At 49.2% G+C, this 23,878-nt stretch carries 19 protein-coding genes, 1 tRNA gene and 1 pseudogene; 11 read left to right on the top strand and 10 right to left on the bottom strand.

The features are described from left to right. Window positions 1–33 precede the first annotated feature (33 nt). On the top strand, window positions 34–783 hold the full coding sequence (locus CZ360_RS07680; protein WP_077533566.1) for a MerR family transcriptional regulator: 750 nt from the start codon (window positions 34–36) through the stop codon (window positions 781–783). Between the two features lie 59 nt (window positions 784–842). Here CZ360_RS07680 and CZ360_RS07675 read toward each other — a convergent pair whose 3' ends face one another. From CZ360_RS07675 to CZ360_RS07655, 5 genes are all read right to left on the bottom strand, one after another. Further along, window positions 843–2,228, bottom strand: a complete 1,386-nt coding sequence (locus CZ360_RS07675; protein WP_077533565.1) for a sn-glycerol-1-phosphate dehydrogenase — start codon at window positions 2,226–2,228, stop codon at window positions 843–845. 210 nt (window positions 2,229–2,438) lie between these two features. Beyond that, the gene (araD, locus tag CZ360_RS07670) at window positions 2,439–3,137 is read right to left on the bottom strand and encodes an L-ribulose-5-phosphate 4-epimerase (protein WP_077533564.1); all 699 of its coding nucleotides are present in this window, start codon (window positions 3,135–3,137) and stop codon (window positions 2,439–2,441) included. 21 nt (window positions 3,138–3,158) lie between these two features. After that, entirely contained in the window at window positions 3,159–4,829 is a 1,671-nt protein-coding gene (gene araB / locus CZ360_RS07665) for a ribulokinase (protein ID WP_077533563.1), read from the bottom strand. 119 nt (window positions 4,830–4,948) lie between these two features. Next, complete coding sequence (locus CZ360_RS07660) at window positions 4,949–6,034, bottom strand: GntR family transcriptional regulator (RefSeq protein ID WP_077533562.1); 1,086 nt, start codon at window positions 6,032–6,034, stop codon at window positions 4,949–4,951. Window positions 6,035–6,090: 56 nt separating this feature from the next. Next, window positions 6,091–6,798, bottom strand: coding sequence for a M48 family metallopeptidase (locus CZ360_RS07655; RefSeq protein ID WP_077533561.1), 708 nt, complete (start codon window positions 6,796–6,798; stop codon window positions 6,091–6,093). Between the two features lie 302 nt (window positions 6,799–7,100). On the opposite strand from CZ360_RS07655, the gene CZ360_RS07650 reads away from it, so the two are divergent. The 5 genes from CZ360_RS07650 (at window position 7,101) to CZ360_RS07630 (ending at window position 12,592) form a co-directional block, all read left to right on the top strand. Next, the gene (locus CZ360_RS07650) at window positions 7,101–9,035 is read left to right on the top strand and encodes an aconitate hydratase (RefSeq protein ID WP_077533560.1); all 1,935 of its coding nucleotides are present in this window, start codon (window positions 7,101–7,103) and stop codon (window positions 9,033–9,035) included. 24 nt (window positions 9,036–9,059) lie between these two features. Then, window positions 9,060–10,271 carry an NADP-dependent isocitrate dehydrogenase gene (locus CZ360_RS07645; protein WP_077533559.1) on the top strand — a complete coding sequence of 404 codons (1,212 nt, stop codon included), beginning with the start codon at window positions 9,060–9,062 and terminating at the stop codon, window positions 10,269–10,271. Window positions 10,272–10,375: 104 nt separating this feature from the next. Then, the gene (locus CZ360_RS07640; protein ID WP_077533558.1) at window positions 10,376–11,038 is read left to right on the top strand and encodes a redox-sensing transcriptional repressor Rex; all 663 of its coding nucleotides are present in this window, start codon (window positions 10,376–10,378) and stop codon (window positions 11,036–11,038) included. Between the two features lie 253 nt (window positions 11,039–11,291). Then, window positions 11,292–11,378, top strand: a tRNA-Leu gene (locus CZ360_RS07635). A gap of 188 nt (window positions 11,379–11,566) precedes the next feature. Continuing rightward, on the top strand, window positions 11,567–12,592 hold the full coding sequence (locus CZ360_RS07630) for an alcohol dehydrogenase catalytic domain-containing protein (RefSeq protein WP_077533557.1): 1,026 nt from the start codon (window positions 11,567–11,569) through the stop codon (window positions 12,590–12,592). A gap of 58 nt (window positions 12,593–12,650) precedes the next feature. Here CZ360_RS07630 and CZ360_RS07625 read toward each other — a convergent pair whose 3' ends face one another. Next, a complete protein-coding gene (locus CZ360_RS07625; protein ID WP_077533799.1) occupies window positions 12,651–13,118 on the bottom strand; it encodes a TspO/MBR family protein in 468 nt (155 codons plus the stop codon). A gap of 210 nt (window positions 13,119–13,328) precedes the next feature. On the opposite strand from CZ360_RS07625, the pseudogene CZ360_RS14365 reads away from it, so the two are divergent. Further along, window positions 13,329–13,376 (top strand): annotated as a pseudogene (locus tag CZ360_RS14365) (DUF6774 domain-containing protein); the annotation flags it as partial. Window positions 13,377–13,564: 188 nt separating this feature from the next. Here CZ360_RS14365 and CZ360_RS07615 read toward each other — a convergent pair. Continuing rightward, on the bottom strand, window positions 13,565–14,896 hold the full coding sequence (locus CZ360_RS07615) for a Na+/H+ antiporter NhaC family protein (protein ID WP_077533555.1): 1,332 nt from the start codon (window positions 14,894–14,896) through the stop codon (window positions 13,565–13,567). Between the two features lie 287 nt (window positions 14,897–15,183). Here CZ360_RS07615 and CZ360_RS07610 point away from each other — a divergent pair, with 287 nt between their 5' ends. The 4 genes from CZ360_RS07610 to CZ360_RS07595 all read left to right on the top strand — a co-directional run bounded on the left by CZ360_RS07610 (window position 15,184) and on the right by CZ360_RS07595 (window position 20,477). Next, entirely contained in the window at window positions 15,184–16,818 is a 1,635-nt protein-coding gene (locus tag CZ360_RS07610) for a Na/Pi cotransporter family protein (RefSeq protein ID WP_077533554.1), read from the top strand. Between the two features lie 140 nt (window positions 16,819–16,958). Further along, the gene (locus tag CZ360_RS07605) at window positions 16,959–18,416 is read left to right on the top strand and encodes an alanine/glycine:cation symporter family protein (RefSeq protein WP_077533553.1); all 1,458 of its coding nucleotides are present in this window, start codon (window positions 16,959–16,961) and stop codon (window positions 18,414–18,416) included. A 132-nt stretch (window positions 18,417–18,548) separates the two neighbouring features. Then, window positions 18,549–19,553: a nucleoside hydrolase gene (locus CZ360_RS07600; RefSeq protein ID WP_159438176.1), complete on the top strand. Its 1,005-nt coding sequence runs from the start codon at window positions 18,549–18,551 to the stop codon at window positions 19,551–19,553. A 420-nt stretch (window positions 19,554–19,973) separates the two neighbouring features. Then, complete coding sequence (locus CZ360_RS07595; RefSeq protein ID WP_143530188.1) at window positions 19,974–20,477, top strand: hypothetical protein; 504 nt, start codon at window positions 19,974–19,976, stop codon at window positions 20,475–20,477. 80 nt (window positions 20,478–20,557) lie between these two features. Here CZ360_RS07595 and CZ360_RS07590 read toward each other — a convergent pair whose 3' ends face one another. The 3 genes from CZ360_RS07590 to CZ360_RS07580 form a co-directional block, all read right to left on the bottom strand. Further along, window positions 20,558–21,583 (bottom strand): lysylphosphatidylglycerol synthase transmembrane domain-containing protein, encoded by a 1,026-nt coding sequence (locus tag CZ360_RS07590; protein WP_143530187.1) that lies wholly within the window; start codon window positions 21,581–21,583, stop codon window positions 20,558–20,560. A 42-nt stretch (window positions 21,584–21,625) separates the two neighbouring features. Further along, window positions 21,626–22,687 (bottom strand): glycosyltransferase family 4 protein, encoded by a 1,062-nt coding sequence (locus tag CZ360_RS07585; RefSeq protein WP_077533549.1) that lies wholly within the window; start codon window positions 22,685–22,687, stop codon window positions 21,626–21,628. A 354-nt stretch (window positions 22,688–23,041) separates the two neighbouring features. Then, window positions 23,042–23,806 (bottom strand): DeoR/GlpR family DNA-binding transcription regulator, encoded by a 765-nt coding sequence (locus CZ360_RS07580; protein ID WP_077533548.1) that lies wholly within the window; start codon window positions 23,804–23,806, stop codon window positions 23,042–23,044. Between the last annotated feature and the right edge of the window lie 72 nt (window positions 23,807–23,878).

The raw sequence follows: 23,878 nt of genomic DNA, 5'->3' as shown, positions 1-23,878 counted from the left end.
CGGGAAAGAATTGAAAAAGGTACGGTGAGTAGGATGAAAACAGTCAAGGAAGTCAGCAAGCTGTCCGGGGTGAGTATACGCACCCTGCACTATTACGATTCAATCGGTCTGCTTCGGCCGGCAATGACCACCGAATCAGGCTATCGGCTATATGACGGGCAAAATCTGGAACGCCTGCAGTATATCCTCTTATTCCGGGAACTGCAGTTCCCGCTCAAGGAGATCAGCAGGATTCTTGACAGTCCGGATTTTGACCGCAGCCGGGCACTGGAACAGCAGATTACCCTGCTGCAGCTAAAAAAGGAACATCTCGAAAACCTGATCGGATTTGCCCGTGGAATTAAAATGATTGGAGTGAAAAAGATGGATTTTTCAGCCTTTGATACGAAAAAGATCGACGAATATGCGGAACAGGCCCGGGCCCTTTATGGCAAAACGGAGGCATACCGGGAATTTGAGGAAAAATCAAAGGGACGCACCACAGAAGAAGAGCATCTGCTCTCGGAAAGCCTGATGGAGCTTTTCAAGGAATTTGGGACGCTGCGCGGACAGCCGCCGGAAGCAAAACCGGCACAGGAAATGGTGGAAAAGCTGCGCGGGTTTATCTCTGCGCATTTCTACCAATGTACCCCTGAAATCCTCGGTTCCCTCGGCGAGACCTATGCCGGCGGCGGCACAATGACCGAAAATATCAACCGTGCCGGAGGACCGGGCACCGGCGCCTTTGTAGTAAAAGCTATCTCGGCCTATTGCGGCAGTCTAGCTAACCCACAGCCGGAATAAGCCGGACGGCGGTAAAAATCCCCTGCGGAATAATTTCCGCAGGGGATTTTATTTCTGGACTAGCCCATATATTTTTCAACAATATAGTCGCTGAGTTCCTCCAGTACACCCAAATCATAGAAAATCTGAAGCGCGCCGTACCGATTGCGGACATCCTTGGCATAGGTCAGGATATCCTTGATCTCACCCTTTGTCAGCCCGTAGCCCTCTGGTGAGGTCAAGCCGTTTAGCTGTGTCAGCAGGCCGGCGGCTTTATTTGTTTTTTCTACTACGTTCTCCATCATGCCGCGCAGGACATTCCAATTTTTCTCCATCGCGTCAATCCTTGGAATGACGTTTTCCGGATTGTCCTGCCCAACTTTTTGATACAGTGCAATTACTTCATCCGCCGCAAGCCCAAAGGAACGCCTAATTTCCGCTTCCCAGCGGTCATAGTCAAACTGCTTTGCCTTTTCTCTGGCCTCATCAAAATCAATATCCATCTGAAGCAGCTTCTGGTACATGTCATGGATCAGGCAGGTGGCCATCCCGACATTTGTCCCGTGCATTTCACCATACTCCCCGTTGAAAATCGCTTTCATTTCCAGGAAGTGCGCAATGTGATGCTCCGAAGAGGAAGCCGGACGGGAAACCCCGATATAGCTCATCGCAATCCCGATCAGCACCAGCGACTCCATCAAATAGGTCAGTGCTTCCGGTTCCCGGTTCACCAGCCCCGGCACATTGTCAACACATTTCTGCACGCTGTAAAGCACTAGGTCGCCTACCTCTTCACAGAAGTATTCATCATTAATCACGCCGGACATTTTCCAGTCGTTGATGGCAAGATATTTCCCGATAATGTCCCCAAGCCCCGCGCCGATCATCTTGGTCGGGCAGGTTGCAAGCAGTTCGGCATCTCCAATAACAGCCGCAGCATTGCAGCAGACATAGGTGGTTTTCAGATTGTTGTGGATTAACGGGGAAACATTGGACGCGTAGCCGTCCATGGAAGGAGCTGTCGCTACAATATAATATGGAATTCCCGCATGGAACGCCGCATAACGGGTGGTGTCATTCAGAGTACCGGAGCCAACGGTGATAATCAGAGAAAGCCCCTCGAAGAAGTGCTCGCGCAGCTCCTCGACGCCCTCATCTGCCGCGTGCATCTTTTCATAAGGGAAGCAGTATTCCTGTACCTGATAACCGTACTCCTTCAGCAGCGCGAGCACCCTCTCGCCGCATACCTTCCGGGTATTCACATCAGTGACCATCAAGATCTGATCCCTTGCCTTATCGAAAACCCGTCCGTCAGCAAGCTTTTGTCTATCAATCAGGCCGGGGAGCTTCTGCAAAGCGTTTTTCCCAATTGCGATGTTGTCAATATGCGCAATATGTTTCCTGCCGCAGCTGCATTCATACTCCGTATTGATCAGCTCATTGATGGTTTTGTCCAAAAATCCCATATAACCCAACTCCTTCTTACATTATCCCTGCGGCGGGGATGAGCCGCCGCATATACAAAAAGGCAGCAAAAAATGACAGTGCTCCCGGTTAAAATTCCCCTAGGCCTTTTCTCTCATTTCTGTTGCCGCCCTTTTATTCACTTATCGGTTCCAATGATACCACGCAGAGGTTTGGCTGTCAAATTTACAGCTCACAAGCCTTTTCGTCCTTTATTTTTTCTGCCCGTAATAGGCGTTCGGCCCATGTTTTCGGAAGAAATGCTTGTTTAAAAGCTCTCTTGGCATCGGTTCGGCCTGATCACCCATGAGCTGCTCTGTGTAAACCGCCATCATCGCAATTTCTTCCAAGACTACCGCATTATGTACCGCGTTCATGGGATCAGTTCCCCAAGCAAACGGCCCATGGTTTTTTACAAGCACCGCCGGGATATAATCCGGCTCCTGATCCTGAAAGGTCTCTACAATTACCTTACCGGTATTCAATTCATATTCGGTATTAATTTCTTCGTTAGTCATCGCACGCGTACAGGGAATGGTATCCGCAAAATAATCCCCGTGTGTAGTGCCGTATGGCGCAATTCCACGCCCTGCCTGCGCCCAAAGGGTTGCCCAGCGCGAATGGGTATGTACTACACCGCCTACATTCTGGAAATTTCGGTAAATTTCCAGATGGGTCGCCGTATCAGAGGAAGGGTTCAGCTCCCCTTCTGCTGTTTTTCCAGTTTCCAGGTCAACCACCACCATGTCCTTTGCAGACATCTCGTCATACTCCACACCAGAGGGTTTAATGACAACCAGCCCCTTGTCCCGGTCAATCCCGGAGACATTTCCCCAGGTGAAGGTCACCAAATGATGTGCCGGAAGGAGCATATTTGCCTGGTAGACAATCTCTTTCAGTGCTTCTAACATCTTCTCGTCTCTTCCTTTCCCTTATTTTCCTTTTGCCTCAATCCTAAGCTGTTTCAGGCGCTTCATCACATCGTTTGCGCCGCGCCCGAAATAGTCGTGCAGGAGGTTATATTCCGCATACAGCCGGTCATAGACCGCGCTATGCTCAGCATCCGGATAATAGGTGATATCCTTGAGGTTTCCCATGACCTTTTCCGCTTCGAATACGCTGTCATAGCCCCCGTTTTCCTTTCCGGCCGCCACTGCGCCGAAGATCGCGGAGCCAAGCGCCGGGCCCTGTGCGGAGCCAGCAATTTTGATCGGCCGGCGAATGACGTCCGCATAAATCTGCATGGTCATCGGGTCCTTCTGGGATATCCCTCCCGAAGCGTAAAACTCGTTGACCGGCACGCCGCTTTCCTCAAAGGTCTCAATGATTTTCCGGGTTCCGTAAGCCGTCGCCTCAATCAGCGCGCGGTAAATTTCCTCCGGTTTCGTCTGCAGAGTCATCCCGAGAATCATTCCGGTCAAATCCACATCCACCAGTACCGAACGGTTCCCATTCCACCAGTCAAGCGCGACCAGGCCGCTCTCTCCCGGCCTGAGCTTCTCCGCCTTCTCCCGGAGATAGCGGTGGATATTCATTCCCCGCTCCTTTGCCTCATCCAAATAGGCCGCGGGGAGACAGTTGTCAATAAACCATGCAAAATGGTCGCCCACACAGCTCTGTCCCGCCTCATATCCATAGAATCCCGGCAGAATCCCGTCTTCCACCACGCCGCAGATTCCCGGTACCGCCTTTTCCTCTTTACTGATAATCATATGACAGGTGGAGGTACCCATAATTGCAAGCATTTTACCCGGGCCGTCAATTTTTACAGCCGGTACGGTAACGTGCGCGTCCACATTGGCAACCGCGACTGCTGTTCCCGGCTTTAAACCGGTCAGCGCGGCTGCCTGCCCGGTGATTTCTCCCGCTTTATCTCCAATCGGGCAGATTGGGCCGCCCAGCTTTTCCTCTGTGAAATCCGCCAGGCGCGGATCAAGCGCCTCATAAAACGAATGCTTCGGATACCCGGTCTGTTTGTGGTAAAGGGCTTTATAGCCAGCCGCGCAGGAGGTTCTTGTCTGCACTCCCGTCAACTGCCAGACTACCCAGTCTGCCGCTTCCACAAAATAGTCCATATCCTGATAGAGCGTCTCATCCTCGTCAAGAATCTGCCACACCTTTGGCAGCATCCATTCCGAAGAGGTTTTGTCTCCATACCGCTTCAGGAACACCTCCCCGCGCTGTTTCGCCACCTCGTTAATCCGGCTGGCATACTTTTGCGCCGCATGGTGCTTCCACAGCTTGACATATGCATGCGGATCTGTGCGGTACTCCTCCAGAAAGCAGAGCGGCGTACCGTCCCGCTTCACAGGGAGACCGGTACAGGCGGTAAAATCAATTCCCAGCCCAATTACGTCCTCTGCGGATATGCCCGACTGCTCTAAAACCTGCGGGATGGTTGTCCCCAGCACGTCAAGATAGTCCTGCGGATGCTGGAGCGCCCAATCTACGCCAAGCTTCGTTCCATCCGGGAGTTCCTTGTCCATCACAGCATGGGGATAGTCAAGCGCCGCATCAGCCAGTTCCTCTCCAGTTTCCACATTGACGATCACCGCACGACCGGAAAGGGAGCCAAAATCAACACCAACGCTGTATTTTGCCATGATTCTTGTTTCCTCCGTTATCCTGTCAGTTTACAAGTTGTACATACAACTATTTTCTGTTTTTATTATACCTGATCTTCTCCGGAAATGCAATAGATATTTTCTTTTTTACCGGCAATTTATTTTTTCATTTTCAAAATTGAACCGCGTTCGATCAGTTTTGGGGAAAAGGAAGCGCCCATCGGCCCGCGTCCTGCCTCCAGCCGCTCAACCAGCTGGGCCGCGGCTGTCCGTCCGATTTCCTGGAACGGATAATCTACACTGCTCAGGGATAATCCGCCAAAGGTAGCCAGCTGAGAGTTGTCAAAGCTGACCAGAGAAAAATCGTCCGGCACCCCTTTCCCATTCCGCCGCAGTGTTTCGCAGAGCAGGCAGGCAACCTCGTCGTTATAGCAGACAATCCCGCTGTGCCCCTCCAGCCGTTTAAGCAAAAAGCTGTCGTTTTCCGGTGCAAAAAACTGTCTGAGATCTTCTGTAACATACCACAGCACATCGCTGTCATCATAGGACAGCCCCGCGTCCTGCACTGAGTTGACAAAACCGCTGAACCGAAAATGCCCCTGGATATCGTCAGATTTGAAAATACCAAAAAGCCGCTGATGGCCCTTTTGAATCATTGCCTTGGTTGCAATGCGTCCTGCCATATAATCATCCATTGAAACATGCGGGATTTCCAGGTTTGAATAGTACCCGTTGAGGAATACAACCGGGATTTCTTCCTCAAGCATCCTTTGGTAAAGCTTAATATTGGGATTTGGGAACGCGCTTTTGGTCGGCTCAATAATAAATCCGTCCACCTGTCCGGACAGCATGGAGGAAAGGACATTTCCCTCATTTTTGATCCGGTTGTAGGTAATGCCCAGCTGCATCTGGTAGCCGGCAGCAGTTAAAACCTGCTCGATCCCATGGATAATATCCGGGAAAACATAACTGTCAAGATAGGTTGTCACAACAGCAATATTTCCTGTCTTTTCCCGGATCGGCTTCGGCTGATAGGATATATAAGTGCCGCTCCCCCGCCTGCGTTCGAGCATCCGCTCGTTGACAAGAGTCCCCACCGCCTGCCGCACGGTCTGGCGGCTGATTCCAAAGCGCTTTGCCAACTCGTTTTCAGAAAGCAGCTTGCTTCCCTTTTTAAATTCGCCGGAAAGGATGCGTTCCCTAATCCAATCGCTCACCTGCACGTGTTTTGGCTGGCCTGCCATCTCTGTTCCCTCCTGCCGATGTTTGTTTTTTCTATTTTACCATCTTTGAGTTGTATTTACAAGATAGAATATTCCTTCAGCCTTCTGTCCGCCGCATGATATCCCGGCATAATCCGCTCCAGATCCGCATAAAAGGCGGCGGAATGATTCGGGTGGAGAAAGTGGCACAGCTCATGCCCAATGACAAATTCCGCCAGTTCTATCGGAAGCTGGCAGAGGTAAAGATTGATCGTTATTCTTCCCTTGGAGGAGGAACAGCTTCCCCATCGTGAAGCCATCAGTCTTGTCGTAAGCGACGGCTTCCGGACGCCTTCTGCAGCAAACCGGGGGCAGACCCTCTCCAATGCCTCCGAGAGCAGAACCCGAGCCTCTCTCCGGTACCATTTGACGTAAGCCTGCGCCGCCGCTTCCGGGCTGTTTTCCTTAACTCTGACCACAATGATCTCATGCTGCACAATAACGGCTTCCGTCTCCGCCGTTTCTACACGGGCCGCGTATTCCTTTCCCTGCCAGCGCAGCAGGTCTCCTGATACCAGTCCGGCCGGAAGGGTAACCGGCGTCCGCTTGAGCGAACGTGACTGCGCCCTGCGAATCCAATCAATGTGGCTGCGAATAAAGTCCTCCGCCTGCCTCTGAGAAATGCGCCGGCTGACTGATACAGACACACTGCCATCCGGACGAACCCGCAGGTTCATATTTTTTACCCGTTTGACCGAAAGCTGGTATAGCAGCCTGCTCCCGTCATCCAGGATCAGCTCCTTCATTCTGTCCCCTCCGTTCCATATCCAATTAATCTGTTTCTATCTTACAGGAAATGGAACGGAAACGCAAATAAAAAATGCTCCGGCATTTTCCCTTTGCAGGCATGCGGTCAGGCCATTGCTTTTTGCACAAAAAACCTCTCCTCCCAGGAGGCACAAAGGATGAAATGCAAAATTATTCACACAAGCTTTATAAATATACATTATGATCCTTTGTGAATGGATTGACAATACGAAAAAAAAAAGATACAATATTAAAGTAGATTTTTAAAGATAAAGATACGCAGAAGAAAGGGGTTATTGGAATGGGCTATACAATTGCTGAAAAAATCCTCAAAGAGCATATTGTCGACGGTGAACTGAAAAAAGGGACTGAGATCGGGATTCGGATCGATCAGACTCTGACGCAGGATGCAACCGGTACCATGGCATATTTGGAATTTGAGGCGATGGGAGTCGACCGGGTAAAAACCGAGCGCAGCGTCGCCTATATTGATCATAATACATTGCAGTCCGGGTTTGAAAATGCGGACGACCACCGTTTTATCGGGTCAGTCGCGAAGAAACACGGTATTTATTTTTCCCGTCCGGGAAACGGGATTTGCCATCAGGTTCACCTGGAACGCTTTGGAATTCCGGGGAAAACTCTGATCGGCTCTGACAGCCACACGCCGACCGGCGGTGGGATCGGGATGTTCGCCTGCGGCGCGGGCGGCCTTGACGTTGCTGTGGCAATGGGCGGCGGCGCCTATTATATCACCTGTCCGCAGACAGTGCGGGTAAACCTCACCGGTAAACTCTCCGACTGGGTTTCCGCAAAGGATGTTATCCTTGAGGTGCTTCGGGTACTGACTGTAAAGGGAGGCGTCGGCAAGGTAATCGAATACGGCGGAGAAGGGGTGAAAACCCTGACTGTCCCGGAACGCGCTACCATCACCAACATGGGCGCGGAGCTCGGCGCTACTACCTCGATCTTCCCGTCCGACGAAGTAACCCTCGCTTTCTTAAAGGCGCAGGGACGCGCGGACGTTTGGAAGGAATTAAAGGCGGACGACGACGCAGAATATGATAAGGTAATCGATATTAACCTCTCGGAGCTGAAGCCTGCGGCGGCATGTCCGCACAGCCCTGACAATATCAAATCCATTCAGGAGCTCGCGGGCAACAAGGTTGATCAGGTATGTATCGGCTCCTGCACCAATTCCTCCTATCTTGACATGATGAAGGTTGCGGCGATCCTCAAGGGCAAGACCTGCCATCCGGATGTCAGCCTCTCCATCGCGCCGGGTTCGAAGCAGGTCTTTAACATGCTGGCGGAAAACGGAGCGCTGTCTGATTTGATTGCGGCTGGCGCAAGAATTCTGGAATGTGCCTGCGGGCCATGCATCGGGATGGGCCAATCCCCGAACAGCGGCGGTATTTCCCTGCGTACCTTCAACCGGAACTTTGAAGGACGGAGCGGCACCGCTGACGGCCAGGTCTATCTGGTCAGCCCGGAAACCGCGGCGGCAAGCGCCCTGACCGGCGTCTTTACCGATCCGACAGAGGCACTCGGAAAAATGCCTGAATTTACCATTCCGGAAAAATTCCTGATTAATGATAATATGATCGTCCCGCCTGCTCCTGTGGAAGAAGCGGATAAGGTGGAAATCCTTCGCGGGCCGAACATCAAGCCGTTCCCGGTAACCACCCCGCTGGATGAAAGCATTGCGGCTCCGGCTGTATTAAAGGTCGGCGATAATATCACGACCGACCATATTATGCCGGCCGGCGCAAAAATTCTGCCGTACCGTTCCAACATTCCATATCTCTCCCAGTTCTGCTTCGGCGTCTGCGACACTACGTTCCCGCAGCGCGCAATGGAGGCCGGCAAGAGTATCGTGGTTGGCGGTACGAACTACGGACAGGGTTCCTCCCGTGAACATGCCGCTTTAGTCCCGCTTTACCTGGGCGTGAAGGCGGTTGTTGTGAAGAGCTTTGCAAGAATTCATCGCTCCAATCTGATCAATGCCGGTATTCTGCCGCTCACCTTTGTACACGAAAGTGATTATGATTTGATCGATCAGGGCGACGAGCTGGAGCTTTCCGATATCCGAAGCTGTATCGAAAACGATCAGCCGGTTGTGCTCAAAAATGCAACCAAAAATCTCGTCATCCCGGTTAATGCTGACCTTTCCGGCAGAAGCAAGGATATTCTCCTTGCCGGCGGGCTTTTAAACTATACCAAACAACAAGCATAAGGATGGATCAAGGAGGAACGAACCATGGCAGATAAAATTAAAATGACCACCTCGCTCGTCGAGATGGACGGCGACGAAATGACCCGTGTGATCTGGAAAATGATCAAGGATATCCTGCTCACACCGTACATCGATTTAAAAACTGAGTACTATGATCTCGGCCTGGAATACCGGAATGAAACCAAAGACCAGGTGACAATTGATTCGGCGGAGGCAACCAAAAAATACGGCGTGGCAGTAAAATGCGCGACCATTACCCCGAATGCGGACAGGGTAAAAGAATATAATCTTTCTGAGATGTGGAAATCTCCGAACGGCACCATCCGTGCCATTCTGGACGGGACGGTGTTCCGCACCCCGATTATTGTCAAAGGGATTACTCCGTATATCCCGACCTGGACAAAGCCGATTACCATTGCGCGTCACGCTTACGGCGACGTTTACAAAAACACAGAAATGGCGGTAGACGGCGGTTCCAAAGCAGAACTGGTCGTCACTAAGGCGGACGGCAGCGAGGAACGCAGCCTGATCCACGATTTTGCAACGCCGGGTATCATCCAGGGCCTGCATAACATTGACAAGAGCATCGGTTCGTTTGCGCGCGCCTGCTTTAACTTTGCGCTGGACAGCAAACAGGATCTGTGGTTTGCTACCAAGGATACGATTTCGAAAAAATATGACCACCGCTTCAAAGATATCTTCAATGAAATCTATGCGGCGGAATACAAGGAAAAATTTGAAGCGGCAGGAATTGAATATTTCTATACCCTGATCGATGATGCGGTTGCCCGTGTGGTACGTTCAGAAGGCGGATATATTTGGGCCTGCAAAAACTATGACGGCGACGTCATGAGCGATATGGTCGCCACTGCTTACGGAAGTCTTGCGATGATGACGTCGGTGCTGGTTTCACCGGACGGAGTTTATGAATATGAAGCGGCGCACGGCACTGTTCAGCGCCATTATTACAAGCACCTGAAAGGCGAGGTGACTTCCACCAATTCTGTGGCTACCCTGTTCGCCTGGACCGGCGCGCTGCGCAAGCGCGGCGAATTGGATCAGCTTCCAGAGCTTTCCGCCTTCGCTGACAAGCTGGAAAAGGCAACCATCCAGACCATCGAAGAGGGCGTCATGACTGGAGACCTGTACCTTCTTTCCAAGCTGGAAGGGAAAAAGAAGGTCAATACGGAAGAATTCCTGGTGGCGGTCAATGAACGCCTGCAGGCTATGATGTAACCTGATAAAGAATTCGTCGCATCCCCGCGCAATGCCGCTCGTCCGGGGCATATCCCGGCGGCATGAAATACAGTTTTTATTTTTGGAGAGGAATGATCACTTTCATGGCAGGAAAACCAACTGTTTCTATCTCTGTTATCCGGCGTCTCCCCCGGTATTACCGTTTTCTCGGAGAGCTTTCCAAAGCGGGAATTAACCGGATTTCGTCCCGCGAGCTTTCAGAGCGGATGGGCTTGACTGCTTCCCAGATCCGGCAGGATTTAAACTGCTTCGGCGGATTTGGCCAGCAGGGTTATGGTTATAACGTTGCTTCTCTGCGGGAAGAAATTGCCAAAATTCTTGGGCTGGATAAAAAACTGAATACCATCCTGATCGGAGTCGGGAACCTTGGCAAGGCAATCCTTTCCCATCTCGATTTTGGACAGCGCGGGTTTAACCTTACTGCAGTATTTGACAATAATCCAAAGCTGGTTGGTACAGCGATTGCCGGCTTAACAATCAAAGACACTGACCAACTGGTTCCTTTCTGTATGTCCCATCCGACTGATGTGGCGATTCTCACCATTCCCAAAGCTGCTGCAGAATCCTTAAGCGAGCGGCTGATCCAATGCGGTATCCGCTGCTTCTGGAATTTCAGCCACTATGATTTCGCGCTCCATTATGACGACGTTGTAGTGGAAAATGTGCATTTGACAGACAGCTTAATGACGCTGGGATACCGTGTCAATGAGCATCTGCGCGCCAACAGGCCCGACAGTGAAGATTAATTTGGGAATATCCGGCAAATAACTTGTCATAAGATTGGCCCATAACAAATAAAAAGGACGGTGTTGCTCAGTACACCGTCCTTTTTAAGTTCGTGAAATGTTCTTTGTCAAATTGGAATTAAATATCTGAAAGAATGATGAAAAAAGTAGTCAGATTTCCGAATCTCAACGGGAAGAAAAAAATCGAAAAAAATACTTGCATTTCCTTTTAAATTCTGATATAATATATTTCGTTGACAACGCTTCAACATTTGCGAGGGTGGCGGAATTGGCAGACGCGCTAGATTCAGGTTCTAGTGGGAGCAATCCTGTGTGGGTTCAAGTCCCATCCTTCGCACCAAATCTGCGATGAATATAATGTTCATCGCAGATTTTTTATTTTTTCCGCCATACTACAGATCAAAAAAGATTTTATAAGAAACCGATCGAACAGCATATTGTCATTTTCTCCTGATCGTGTTACGATACTGATATATGAGAATCGCTTCGGATCATAACAAGAAATAAAAGCCAAAAGGAGGAAAGCATATGTGTCCCAAAAACCGCCGCCTGTTTTTAAACAAGGAGCATCAGCTATACCTGGTAGAGGAAGCCATTCCACAGCCCAAAGAAAACGAGGTATTGATTAAAATCGCCTCAAACGGAATCTGCGGATCAGACGTTCACTTTTTCCATGAGGGCAGGCTTGGAAACTTTGTCGTTGAACAGCCTTATGTTCCTGGCCATGAAGCGAGCGGAATAATCATCGAAAACGGCCCTGGCGCCAAACGTTTTGAACCGGGTGCCCGTGTGGTGATAGAACCGGGAATTCCCTGCGGGCACTGCCATTTTTGCAAAGAAGGACGATATAACCTCTGTCCTGACGTCATATTCCTGTCCGCGCCGCCAATCAACGGCACCTTCTGCGACTATATTTGCGTCAATGAAAATTACGTGTTCCCTGTCCCGGAGTCTCTTTCCATGGAGGAAGCCGCTTTGGCAGAACCGGCTGCGGTTGCGGTTCATGCCGTACAACGGGCAAAATTCCGGCTCGGGGCTGCCGGCGTGGTTTTAGGCGCCGGCCCGATCGGGCTTTTGACCGTCCAGGCCTTTAAAGCCGCCGGAGGAGGTAAGGTAACCTGTATAGACGTCGTTGAGGAGCGCCTGCAGGCCGCGCTTAAAATGGGAGCCGACGAAGTGGTCAATGCCGCCTCGGTAAATAACCCTCCGGAAAATCTCGGAGAGGTCGCTTTTGAAACTGCCGGAAACCGGGTAACAACCGCCCAGCTTTTCACTGTAACAAGGCCGGGAGGCTGTGCCGTACAGGTGGGCTGGCCAAACGGGAATGTTGTAGAAATGAATATAGCAGATATGATTGACAAGGAACTCACCTACACCAGCGTGAACCGTTATGCCAATGCCTTTGACACAGCGTTGACCTGGCTTGGCGACGGCAGGATCAAAGGAAAAGAAATGATTACCCAGCGCTATACGCTCGACCACGCGGATGAGGCCTTCCGGTGGGCATTAGAGCATCCGAGCGAGACCATTAAGGTGATTATCAACAACGAATAATCAGACGACTGAATATGTAAAAGGGTTATAAAGAGGAGAGGTGAAATACCTCTCCTCTTTAACGGTTTAACAGATAGATCATCAAATTCAGATATCCTGCAAATAATACCCATAAAAAATATGGAATCTGCAGCAGTGCCGCAAGCCGGTTAACCCGATAAAACTCATAAATCATCCAAAGAATCAGAGCCAGCAGGAAAATCAGCCATATAAAGGAAAATAAATAGCTTCTCAAATTAAAAAACAGCAGTGTCCAACAAAAATTAACGAAAAGCTGAATCCCGTAAACCAGCAGCGCAAGAATCGACTCCTTAGCTTTTTCCCGGCATACCAGGGCGCTGCTGATCCCCATCAGGATATACAGAACTGTCCATACAGCCGGGAACAGCCAGGATGGCGGAGAAAGTGACGGCCTATTAATCGCCTGGTATAGCTCCATATTCTTGTTGGTTAAAAGCGCAGAGAGAACCCCAACGCCCAGTGAAATACTGATTGAAATAGCAAATGGTTTGATTTTTTTCCACATAATCGTATCACCCATTCTTATTCTATCAGGAAAGCCAGGAGGTTATACCTGCCCTCCGAAATAAACAGCCGCTGGATTAAAAGGCCAGGCAACAAATTCACACCTTTCTGCATATGCTGTCAGTGGGGTGTTTTTTTGAACGCTTGTGAACTCACCACTACAATCACAGCGATTGCCAACAGCCTTGCCTGCAATCTCTCAACAGATAATATGCTGCTTGCCGCAGCTATATTTACTCAATTAGGAGACACGCTCGCCACTATCGCCGCGCAGAACCAGGCTTGTCAAAGCCAGCCAAATCCTGCAAACAATTTGGCAGAGAACGTCCAACATAAGTGATACTGCATTCTATCACAGGGAAATTCCTCCTTCAGAAGCTTCCTGATATCAGCAAATAGGAAAAGCGTCCAAACATAGGTTGTGTTTGGACGCTTTCTCTGTTCTTCTTATTCAGGCTGCTTTTCCCCTTTCTTTTTCCGTCCTCCGAAAAACAAGATAAAGCCCAGCGCGCTGACCGCCATCAAAATCGGATAAAACAGGTACGGCAGCAGGTCGATCGGCGTGACCGCCAGGCCAACAGCCGCAGCGCCCGCACTTGCATACAGAAGCTGTGCGCCATACGGGATAATTCCCTGCCAAACCGACGTGAAGATGTCCAGGAGCGCGGCGGTTCTTCTGGGTGTGATATGGAATTCCTCGGAGATATCCTTCGCAATCGGCCCCGCCATTACAATCGCAATGGTATTGTTTGCCGTAGAAATGTCTACCAGCGAACTGAGTACCGCAATCCCGACCTGGGCGCCCTTCTGTGTATGGACATGCTTTTTGATCCCCTGCAAGATAAATTCAATCCCGCCGTTTGCCTTTACAAGCCCAATAATTCCGGCGACCACAATCGAAATAACAGTAATGTCATACATGTTCTGCACGCCACCCTTTCCATCCGGGCCTTCGAAAACCACCCGGAAGATCGCGTCAAGCGCAATGGCGTCGGTTGCAACTCCAACCACCAATGACAGCACAATCCCAATTACCAAGATCAGGAATACATTTACCCCAATCAGGGCGCCGACCAAAACAACCAAGTAAGGCAGGATTTTAAAGACATTGTATTCCAAGTCTCCGGCAACCTGATAATTTCCGCCCCGTGCCAAAATCAAAAACAGAACAAGGGTAACCAAAGCCGCCGGAAGCACAATCTTCAGGTTCTCCCGGAATTTATCCTTCATATCGCATCCCTGCGTACGTGTCGCAGCGATTGTCGTATCGGAAATCATGGAAAGGTTATCCCCAAACATCGCGCCGGATACCACCGCGCCCACGCAGAGCGCCCCGGCAATCCCCGTTTTATCGCTGATCCCGACTGCAATCGGAGTGAGTGCGGCGATTGTCCCGACTGATGTCCCCATTGCTGTTGAAATGAAGCACCCGATGACAAACAGCCCCGCCACCGCTACGTTTGGAGGCAGGATCGAAAGTGCAAAGTTGACAGTGCTGTCAACCCCGCCCGCAGCCTGTACCGCACCGGAAAACCCGCCGGCGAGGATAAATACCAGGCACATGATCATCACATTGGAGTCTCCCATATTCTGGGTAACATCCATCAGCTTTTCCTGAAAAGTCCGTTTCCGATTTTGGATAAATGCTACGACTAATGCAATCAGAAAACCGACTACTGCCGGCATTGCATAAAAGTCCTGAAACAAAATACCGCTTCCAATGAATACAACTAAAAACAGAAGAATTGGAAGCAGCGCCCATGCGTTTGCCTTTTTCATGATGTCCTCTCCTTTGTCTTTCTGTTATCTTTAGTATATCGGAACCAGCCCCATCCTGCAAGAATTATTTTCCCTTTTTTCAGAATTTTTGCAAGTAAAAATGCAAAAAAATATAATTTCACAAAATTTCCGACAAATTGGTACAAATTATTGAAGATTTATAGAAAAATCGCTTTTTATATTGACATTTCCCTATTAAATTCGTTACCATAGTAGATGTGGGAATTTACGAATTTTTTACTTATCTATTACATATTAATTACACACCGATGAGATAGGAGGATTCTATGGGCCTGTCAAATATCTTCATGCTGATAGGTGGGCTGGGCGCTTTCCTGTTTGGAATGAAATTTATGGGAGATGGTTTGGAGGCCGCAGCCGGCCCGAAGATGAATAATCTTCTCGAAAAGCTCACCAGGAATCCGTTTTTAGGCTTTTTGGTCGGGACTCTGGTTACAGCGGTAATCCAATCCTCTTCAGCGACAACGGTCATGGTCATGGGGTTCTTAAATGCGGGAATCATGGATCTTGCCCAGGCAACCGGCGTGATTATCGGGGCCAACATCGGGACAACCATGACCAGTATTTTGATTGCGCTGGACGTCTCTGTCATTGCACCGATCTGTATCTTTATCGGCGCGGTTCTGATGCTCTATTCCAAACGTTCGAATTACAAGCATGTCGGGCAGGTGATTTTAGGGTTCGGTATCCTGTTCCAAGGACTGCACACCATGAGTTCCGCCATGTCAGTGCTCAAGGAAATGGAGTCCTTTCAGAATTTTATCACCAGTGCGAACAACCCTATTGTCGGTGTCCTGGTCGGGACGCTGATGTGCGCGGTAATCCAGTCCTCATCGGCTGCGGTCGGCGTTTTGCAGGCTCTTGCCCTGCAAGGTATGATGCCGGTCGGATTTGCTTCCTATCTGATTGCCGGAATCAATATTGGTTCGGCAATGCCGCCCTTTCTTTCCGCTATCAATGCAAAAAACAATGCCAAGCGGGCTGCGTTTATCTATTTCTTCTATAATATCTTTGGGGCGTTGATCTTTGTTCCGGTCACGATGTTTACCCCATATATCGACTGGATCGAGGCCTTTGTGCCCGGTGAGGTGACGCAGGTTGCCGTCTGTCATATCATCTTCAAAATTGTTACTGCATTGGTGCTGCTCCCCTTCACCAATGCAATCGTCCGTCTTTCCTACCGGGTGATCCCGAAGCAGAAGCATGAAAGTGAACGCCGGTTTCTATATATTGACCAGAACCTTGCTGCTTCGCCGAGTGTTATTATTTTGCAGGTTCAGCAGGAGATCAAACGAATGGGCAGTATGGTACGGGATAATCTGGTCACTGCCGCGGAGGGCTTTTTAAACAAGGACTTAAAGTACGCGGAGCGTATCAGGGATCAGGAAGATCTGATTAACTTCCTCAACCATTCCATTACCGATTACCTGGTAAAGGTCAACACGCTGGAAATGTCAGACAGTGTTTCCGAGTATATCGGAAAGCTGTTCCATGTCATCAATGACCTGGAACGCATTGGCGACCATGCAATCAACCTGTTGGAGCGGACGGAATACTGCATGAATAAGGGGCTGATTTATTCCGATTATGCCAAGGACGAGGTCGTGGATATTTATGAACGGAGTCTCCTGCTGTTTGACTGCGCAATCGGCGCTTTCCTCAACAGTGAGCTTTCCGACGAGGAAGAAATCAGGCTGCACAGCCTGGAGGAATCGATTGACCAGCTCACGCTCGAGGCACAGGATCATCATATCGACCGGCTGCGCAACCAGGAGTGCAATACCGAATCCGGCGTAGTATTTACCAAAGTCCTGCATGACCTGGAGCGCGTGGGCGACCATTCCTACAACATTGCGTGGGCGGCCAAGCAGCAGGCGCACCATACGGTTCGTGAAATTTAAGAATAGAATCTCTCCTGCAAAGAAAAATAGGTGACAGGAGGGATTTTTTATGAAAATTGAAATTTTTGTCGACAAGATGAAATTCCTATGTTATAATTGCTTTTGACTGACCTTTAGACAGAACAGAAAGGGGAATCTTTATGAACTGGTTTGACAATTTTTTAGCAGGGATCAACAGCTTTTTGGGAAATGCCAGCGACTTTTTGTATACGTATATTCTGATTATTATGCTGGTATTCGTAGGACTTTACTACTCTTTCCGAACAAAATTCGTGCAGTTCCGGATGTTTCCCGAAGCAATCCGGGTACTGTCAGAAAAGAAAAAAGACGGAAAAGATATTTCTTCCTTCCAGGCATTGATGATTTCCACCGCAAGCCGGGTCGGCACCGGAAATATAGCCGGGGTTGCCACCGCGGTCGCAGCCTCCACTGCAATAGGCGGCTACGGCGCTATTTTCTGGATGTGGCTTTTGGCGCTGATCGGCGCGGCTTCCGCCTTTATTGAAAGCACGCTGGCACAGCTTTATAAAGAGAAAAAGGGGAGCGACTATATCGGCGGGCCGGCTTATTATATTCAGAAAGCGCTGGGCAGCCGGAAGTGGGGGATCGTATTTGCAGTGCTCCTAATCGCCTGCTTCGCATATGGATTTAACGCTCTGCAGGCTTTTAACGCGGGCTCTTCTCTGAAGTACTATATTCCGGACTATGACACCAGCTTCTGGCCCTGGGTTGTAGGCGGTATCCTAGCTCTTTTAACCGGGCTTGTTATCTTCGGCGGCGTCCACCGGATCAGCGGGATTGTCTCCGCAATCGTCCCGGTGATGGCTGTCATTTATATCGGAATGGGATTATTTATTACCTTCCGCAACCTTGATGCCGTACCGGACATGTTTGGGAAAATTTTTTCCCAGGCATTTAATTTCCAAGCGATTTTCGGCGGGTTCACCGGTTCTTGTCTGATGCAGGGCATTAAGCGCGGCCTTTATTCCAACGAAGCCGGGATGGGCTCCGCCCCGAACGCCGCGGCGGCCGCGGATGTCTCCCATCCGGTTAAGCAGGGCTTGGTACAGATGCTGAGCGTATTTATCGACACCATTCTGATCTGTTCCACCACAGCCTTTATGCTGCTGCTGTCCGGAGTCGGGATCAGCGAAGATCTCAGAGGAATGGACTTTGTCCAGGCGGCAGTTTCAAACCAAATCGGAAAAATCGGGCCGCTCTTTATTACAATTTCTATCTTCCTTTTCGCCTTCAGCTCGCTGGTTGGAAACTATTATTACACAGAATCCAACTTCAAGTTTATCCGTAACTCTAAAACCGGGTTGTTTATCTTTCGCTGTACCTGTGTCGCCGCAGTTTTTATCGGCGCATTAATGGACTTTTCCACTGTATGGAGCCTCGCAGACATCCTGATGGGGCTGATGGCGATTGTAAACTTGGTGGTAATTCTTCTGCTTGGGAAAAAAGCCCTGACCGCCCTGAAGGATTATTCCGCCCAGCGAAAAGCCGGAAAGAATCCGGTATTCCGCTCCAGCGAGGTTCATGTAGGTGATCCGGAGATTTGGAACGAAGCACACGCACAAAAGTGGGAAGAATAACAGATTATTTTAGCAGAGGTGACAAAAGTCACCTCTGCTTTTTGGTTAGAAAACGCTTCCGTTTCCTTTTTCCGATGTGGTATGATGAAGTCACAAAATTGATGTCAAATTGCTTGGAAAAGGGGTGTTCATTTGAACAGAAAGCTCAAAAAGGTAATCCTTGATGTGGATACCGGATCAGACGATGCGGTTGCCATTATCTCGGCCCTGCTCTGCGACGAACTGGACGTACTGGGAATTATGGCTTCATTCGGAAACTGTGCGCTGAAATACACGCTCAAAAATACGCTTCGCGTTGTTGACCTGCTGAAAGCAGACGTCCCGGTATTTGCCGGCTGTCCGGAGCCCATGGTGAAGAATCTCCTTCCCGGCCGGGAGGCTAATAACAGCCGGATCGTCCCAAAGGTTGTAGTCGATGGGAAAACAATGCTCATTCATGAAAACGATCTGCCTTTGCCAGAACCAACCAGCAGAGCGCAGGAGAAGCCTGCCTGCGTATGGCTCTGGGAAACCTTAAAATATGCGGAAGAAAAAATCACCATCATCCCTGTCGGCCCGATGACTAATCTCGCGATGGTGCTCCGGATGGATCCTTCGGTCGCGGAAAATATTGAAGAAGTCGTCTTTATGGGCGGCGGTGTATCTATCAATAACGTTACTCCCTGCGCCGAGGTCAATGTGTTCAATGATCCAGATGCGGCCAAGATTGTGCTTCATTCCGGCGTTCCCGTCACCATGGTGACGCTAGACGCAACCTGCAGTTCCCAATTCGGGTATGAGGATGTAGAACGGATTGCGGCAATTGGAAATCCGGCGGCAAAATTCACTGCTGAAATCATCCGGCACTATATCGATACCACAAATGCTGCCAATGTATTTGGAAAGGAAAAACGCGCCCCAATTCATGATGTACTGGCGGTTTGCGCGGCAATTGATAAATCAGTTTTAACTGATGTCCGCCGGGAGGCAGCCGACATTGACATTTCCGGCGGGATCGCAGATGGTCAGCTTGTTGTCGATCACCGTCCAATTGCAGACCCAAAATATCCGATTGATATCGCTTATCATGGAGATGGGGACAAATTACTCAACATGGTTTGCAGCCATCTGGAAAAATACGCGGCAAAGGTAAAATAGGCAGCGAGAAACTCATATTTCCGAAATAACCAACCCGAATGCTTGACAAGGCGGGACGGGTGAAAGGAAATTATGGAATCGTGTGCGGTATCCGGCTTGAAATCTCATCGCTGTCCCAGTAGTTGACTGGCAGGAACAGGAGAGAAAGCCGGGCTGATTGCAACAATCCAACAGGCTGACCAGAAATGCGGAAGCTGTAAGCGCTTGCTTAATCCCCTCTGTAAAAGGATTCTGGAACTGCCTGAAAAACACTGACACCATATTTTCTCCATTTCATAAAAGCAAAAAGCAGGATGGCGGGTGATCCCTGTCCCCTGCTTTTTGCCTGTTCTGATTCAAACTGATTGTAAGCTCACAGTTCCTGTATCAGTCCAGCAAGAAAATGCAGAGAAAGAATTGCATCTTTTTTCCTCTTGTGGTATGATAAGGACGGACTTTCCAGTCCAATATCTGAAAGGGCAGGCGGTTGATACGGAACGCTCATTACTGGAATTATTTACTGACAAGCTGATCGAGGAAACGAAAAAAAATTTAATCCGCTGGCGCCCTGCCAAGCGGCTCGACAGCCTTGCTGTGAAAAAACAATTTGACCATTACCGGAACGAATATGGGCTAGACTCTCCATCCGAGGCATTCCTCTGTGATTTGAAGCAGGGACGTCTTCTTCTACTGCAAATCGTGAAAACAACGCTGAAGCCCGGCAGCGTCATTCATGCTGAATACGACTACCGTCTGTGCATCCAGCCAGAGGGAAAAGGTGATTTCCTAAGCTTGTCTGATCATGAAGCCATTTCTGTGATGGAGCAGCTCTCCGAGCTGCGGTACAGCGAAAACGACAAGCGCTATCCGGATTCCAAGGCACAGGCCCTGTTCCGCTTTATCATCAGTATTATCAATGACAATCCACTGTTATCGTCCACATAAAAGCAAAGACGCCGGTTCTGTAAAACAGAACCGGCGTCTTTGCGATTTTATATTGAGAGCAGCACATTATCGTGATGTTATCATTTTGCAAGAGATATCCTTTTGCCCTTGCTCACCTTTAGCTTGCTGAATACAAACCCTACAACGATAGGCAGGTAAAAGGTCATTACGCGCCATAGCACAATGGTGATCGCCACCAGACCGGCTGTTGGGAAGAACATGGAAAACAGCAGATAAAATCCGCCCTCCGCTCCTCCGGATCCGCCTGGAAGCGGGATAAAAGAGGAGATCATCAATACAAACGCCGCCGCGCTGATAATGGTCAGGTACTGTGGGTTTGCTACACCCAATGCCAGGCAGATGCAGTATGGGACAGTAAAGAAAACAGTTAGCTGCAGCACAGTAATCAGGCAGGGAGCAAGCAGCATTTTCAGGTTGGTTTTCAGCTCACGGAAGGTTTCATAAAACTCGTCCATCTCCTTGTCGACCTTTGCGCGCATCTCAGCCTCATTTTTCACCAAATGAATTTTAGACAGCAAGCGGGTCAGCCCATACAGTGCTTTCCTGCTGGTACGCGGAAAGAATCCAATCCCGATCAGCATCAGCACAACCAGGCAGTTTACACCAAAACCAAGCAGTACCAGATATTCGAACCGGGAAACCTCCGAAACGAAGAAAGAAAATCGGAGCAGAATCAGAACCAGTGAATAAACGGTCAAGATTACTTGATAGACGATAAACTTTGCCAGAAGAATACAGGATGCCTTCCCAACTGGAATCCCGCACTGCTTCAGACGGTATGCCTGGATCGGCTGTCCGCCGCTGGCAAAGGGCGTGATACAGTTGAAGAGCTGGCCTACCATCGAGGTTTTTACACTTTCGGCAAAGCTCAGCTTTTGATTCATCCTGTTTGCCATCAGATAGAGCGCAATGCTTTCAAACAGCCAATATCCCACCATGCAGAGTACTGCTCCCCACAGAAAGGCAGGCTTTGCGGCAACCAACGCCTTCCAGATATTCTGAGGCTTATCCGCCATAAAAAGCGAACCGATCAGCGCACCCGCAAACAACAGGATAATAATCCAGTTCCATGTTTGTTTTTTCATTTTTTTCACTCCCCTGATCCATTTTTAAATGGTTTCACCGCGTTAAACCAGCCGAGGAAGATCGGCAAGCTTGGGGTTAATATTTTTTTCCTTCACAGCAACCGCCTCATAAAAACAACGCCACATTTTTGCCACATGCTCGCGGCTGTAAAAGATATGTCCCTCCATCGATTTTTCCGACGCGGCCTGATAGTAGCCCCGGTCAGCAGAAAGCCTGGTAAGACATCCCATAAAGCCTTCGTTATCATCCGCCCTGAGATAATAATCAAAGAGGATATCTTCATAAATCGGCAGATCCCTCAGCAGGATCGGCACGCCGCAGTTCATCGATTCCAGAATCGTCATCGGAAACAGCTCCTCATAGGACGGCAGAAACATGACGTCTGCCAGATTATATATTTCATTCATCCGGCTGCGTTCAATCAATCCTAAAAAGCGCACGTTCTCCGGCGGATTTGCAACTGCTTTTTTAATCTCCTCATATCCGTCAGAGATTTTCCCAAAGGCAAAGTCCCCCGCCCATAAAAACTGCATCTGCGGCATGCTCCGCGCAATCTCCAAAAACTCCAGCACACCCTTGCGCTTTTGAAGCTGCCCAACACAAAGCACGGTAAATTTTTCGGGATCAAGCTGATATTTTTTACGCAGCCCTTCTTTATCCCGGATTGGGTAAAACTGTTCGGAGGAAACAAAATTCGGGATGTAGCTGACCTTCCGGCGATCTACCCCATAAGCCTCCAGTCGCTCGATAAAATAGGGGTTCACTGTTACCAGGTAGTCCATACTTTTATAGAAGCGGAGCACATACCAATAAAATGCCCGTTTCATAAAACGCGGAAGATGAATACTGTTTTCCAGCGTTTCAGGCAGAAAATGCACATAGCCAACCGCCGTCCCCTTATGCTTTGCAAACGGAAGGCCAAACAAAAATTCCGGATTAATGGTGTGATAATGCGTGATGTCGCAGGTAGAACGGCTGTTTTCCGCCACAATGAAACGGTCGGATAATTCTTCCCTCACAAGCCTTACCTGTTCATCATGCGCAGACAAAACGCCTTGTCCCTGTACCATATCAGCCTTTGAAACCATATTAATCGTAAGCATAATCATTCTCCTTCTATCCGAGGCGTCTAAGAAACCCGTTCTTGAAACCAACCCAGCGGGCAGCTTCTGCAAGGATACTCATCCTTTCTCATTCAACAGGATTTCATCCGAGAAACGCTCTCAAACAGGGCGTTTCTTTTCTATTTATGTCCGAACGAAAATTCATCCTATTTCGTTCAATATTGTATTACTATCATAATACAAATAGTACATCTTTTTTCCTGATTTGTCAACTATTATTTTTTACTATTTCCGGAAATAGTATCCTGATTGATTTGACATGCTTATCTTACCACCCAATACTTAAGAATTCCTTAATCGCGCCGGAAGAAAAAGAAAATATTTTTTGTTTATTTAAGGATTATTCCACAGGACTTCACAGCCTCCCCTTGCCGCGGCAAGGAGAAAGTCCTCTCCCGGATCACAGTCGGTAAGGATATAGTCCACCTGGTCAAAGCCACAGGTACGGCACAAAAGGCTGATTCCAAACTTGCTGCTGTCACAGAGCAAAACTCTTACCTTCGCATGGGAAAGCATCGCCCGCTTTAGCACTGCCTGTTCAAAAGAGGCGTCCATCACACCGTTATTTACCGTTAATCCGCCGCAGGATACCATTGCCAAATCCGTATTAAGCTGCTCCAGCTGCTGGATGGTGTCCGATCCCACGACAGAGCTGGATTGGCTGTTCACCGTTCCTCCCGTTATGTAAATTTTTGCCGGACACTGCTGAGAAAGCAACAGCGCATTTTTCAATCCGTTGGTAATCACTGTACAGGGCAGAGATTTTAAGAGCGGGATCACTGCTCCCGCAGAGCTGCTGGAATCCAGAAACACAGAGCAGTCCGGACGAAAAAAGTCAAGAGCCAGCTTGGCAATTTTTTTCTTCTTATGGATATTCTCCTGTTCTCTCACCCAGCTTGAGGTCTCATTATTATTGGTTTCAAACAGCACTGCACCACCGTGAGAACGCTTGATCATGCCCATTTTTTCCATCACTGACAAATCCCGGCGTACTGTTGCCGGGCTGACAAACAGCACCTGGCTCAATTCCTTGACCGTCACGCTCTTCCTTCGGTTTAGCAGCTCCAAGATCTGCTGCTGCCTTGCTTCCATCAACATACTATCGCTACTCCTTCCGATTATATTGTTTAATTATGATTACTTATGATTATATTATAGCAAATTCCTGCA

It is taken from the genome of Massiliimalia massiliensis, from assembly GCF_900155615.1.
GTDB classification, from domain to species: Bacteria; Bacillota; Clostridia; order Oscillospirales; family Ruminococcaceae; genus Massiliimalia; species Massiliimalia massiliensis.
Note: the sequence above shows the minus strand (reverse complement) of the source record. Positions and strands in the feature narration are given on the sequence as shown.

Excerpts from the sequence above, each read along its gene's own strand:
- CZ360_RS07680 (WP_077533566.1), top strand. The coding sequence starts at position 34 with ATGAAAACAGTCAAGGAAGTCAGCAAGCTGTCCGGGGTGAGTATACGC.
- CZ360_RS07675 (WP_077533565.1), bottom strand. The coding sequence starts at position 2,228 with ATGGGATTTTTGGACAAAACCATCAATGAGCTGATCAATACGGAGTAT.
- araD (WP_077533564.1), bottom strand. The coding sequence starts at position 3,137 with ATGTTAGAAGCACTGAAAGAGATTGTCTACCAGGCAAATATGCTCCTT.
- araB (WP_077533563.1), bottom strand. The coding sequence starts at position 4,829 with ATGGCAAAATACAGCGTTGGTGTTGATTTTGGCTCCCTTTCCGGTCGT.
- CZ360_RS07660 (WP_077533562.1), bottom strand. The coding sequence starts at position 6,034 with ATGGCAGGCCAGCCAAAACACGTGCAGGTGAGCGATTGGATTAGGGAA.
- CZ360_RS07655 (WP_077533561.1), bottom strand. The coding sequence starts at position 6,798 with ATGAAGGAGCTGATCCTGGATGACGGGAGCAGGCTGCTATACCAGCTT.
- CZ360_RS07650 (WP_077533560.1), top strand. The coding sequence starts at position 7,101 with ATGGGCTATACAATTGCTGAAAAAATCCTCAAAGAGCATATTGTCGAC.
- CZ360_RS07645 (WP_077533559.1), top strand. The coding sequence starts at position 9,060 with ATGGCAGATAAAATTAAAATGACCACCTCGCTCGTCGAGATGGACGGC.
- CZ360_RS07640 (WP_077533558.1), top strand. The coding sequence starts at position 10,376 with ATGGCAGGAAAACCAACTGTTTCTATCTCTGTTATCCGGCGTCTCCCC.
- CZ360_RS07630 (WP_077533557.1), top strand. The coding sequence starts at position 11,567 with ATGTGTCCCAAAAACCGCCGCCTGTTTTTAAACAAGGAGCATCAGCTA.
- CZ360_RS07625 (WP_077533799.1), bottom strand. The coding sequence starts at position 13,118 with ATGTGGAAAAAAATCAAACCATTTGCTATTTCAATCAGTATTTCACTG.
- CZ360_RS07615 (WP_077533555.1), bottom strand. The coding sequence starts at position 14,896 with ATGAAAAAGGCAAACGCATGGGCGCTGCTTCCAATTCTTCTGTTTTTA.
- CZ360_RS07610 (WP_077533554.1), top strand. The coding sequence starts at position 15,184 with ATGGGCCTGTCAAATATCTTCATGCTGATAGGTGGGCTGGGCGCTTTC.
- CZ360_RS07605 (WP_077533553.1), top strand. The coding sequence starts at position 16,959 with ATGAACTGGTTTGACAATTTTTTAGCAGGGATCAACAGCTTTTTGGGA.
- CZ360_RS07595 (WP_143530188.1), top strand. The coding sequence starts at position 19,974 with ATGATAAGGACGGACTTTCCAGTCCAATATCTGAAAGGGCAGGCGGTT.
- CZ360_RS07590 (WP_143530187.1), bottom strand. The coding sequence starts at position 21,583 with ATGAAAAAACAAACATGGAACTGGATTATTATCCTGTTGTTTGCGGGT.
- CZ360_RS07585 (WP_077533549.1), bottom strand. The coding sequence starts at position 22,687 with ATGCTTACGATTAATATGGTTTCAAAGGCTGATATGGTACAGGGACAA.
- CZ360_RS07580 (WP_077533548.1), bottom strand. The coding sequence starts at position 23,806 with ATGTTGATGGAAGCAAGGCAGCAGCAGATCTTGGAGCTGCTAAACCGA.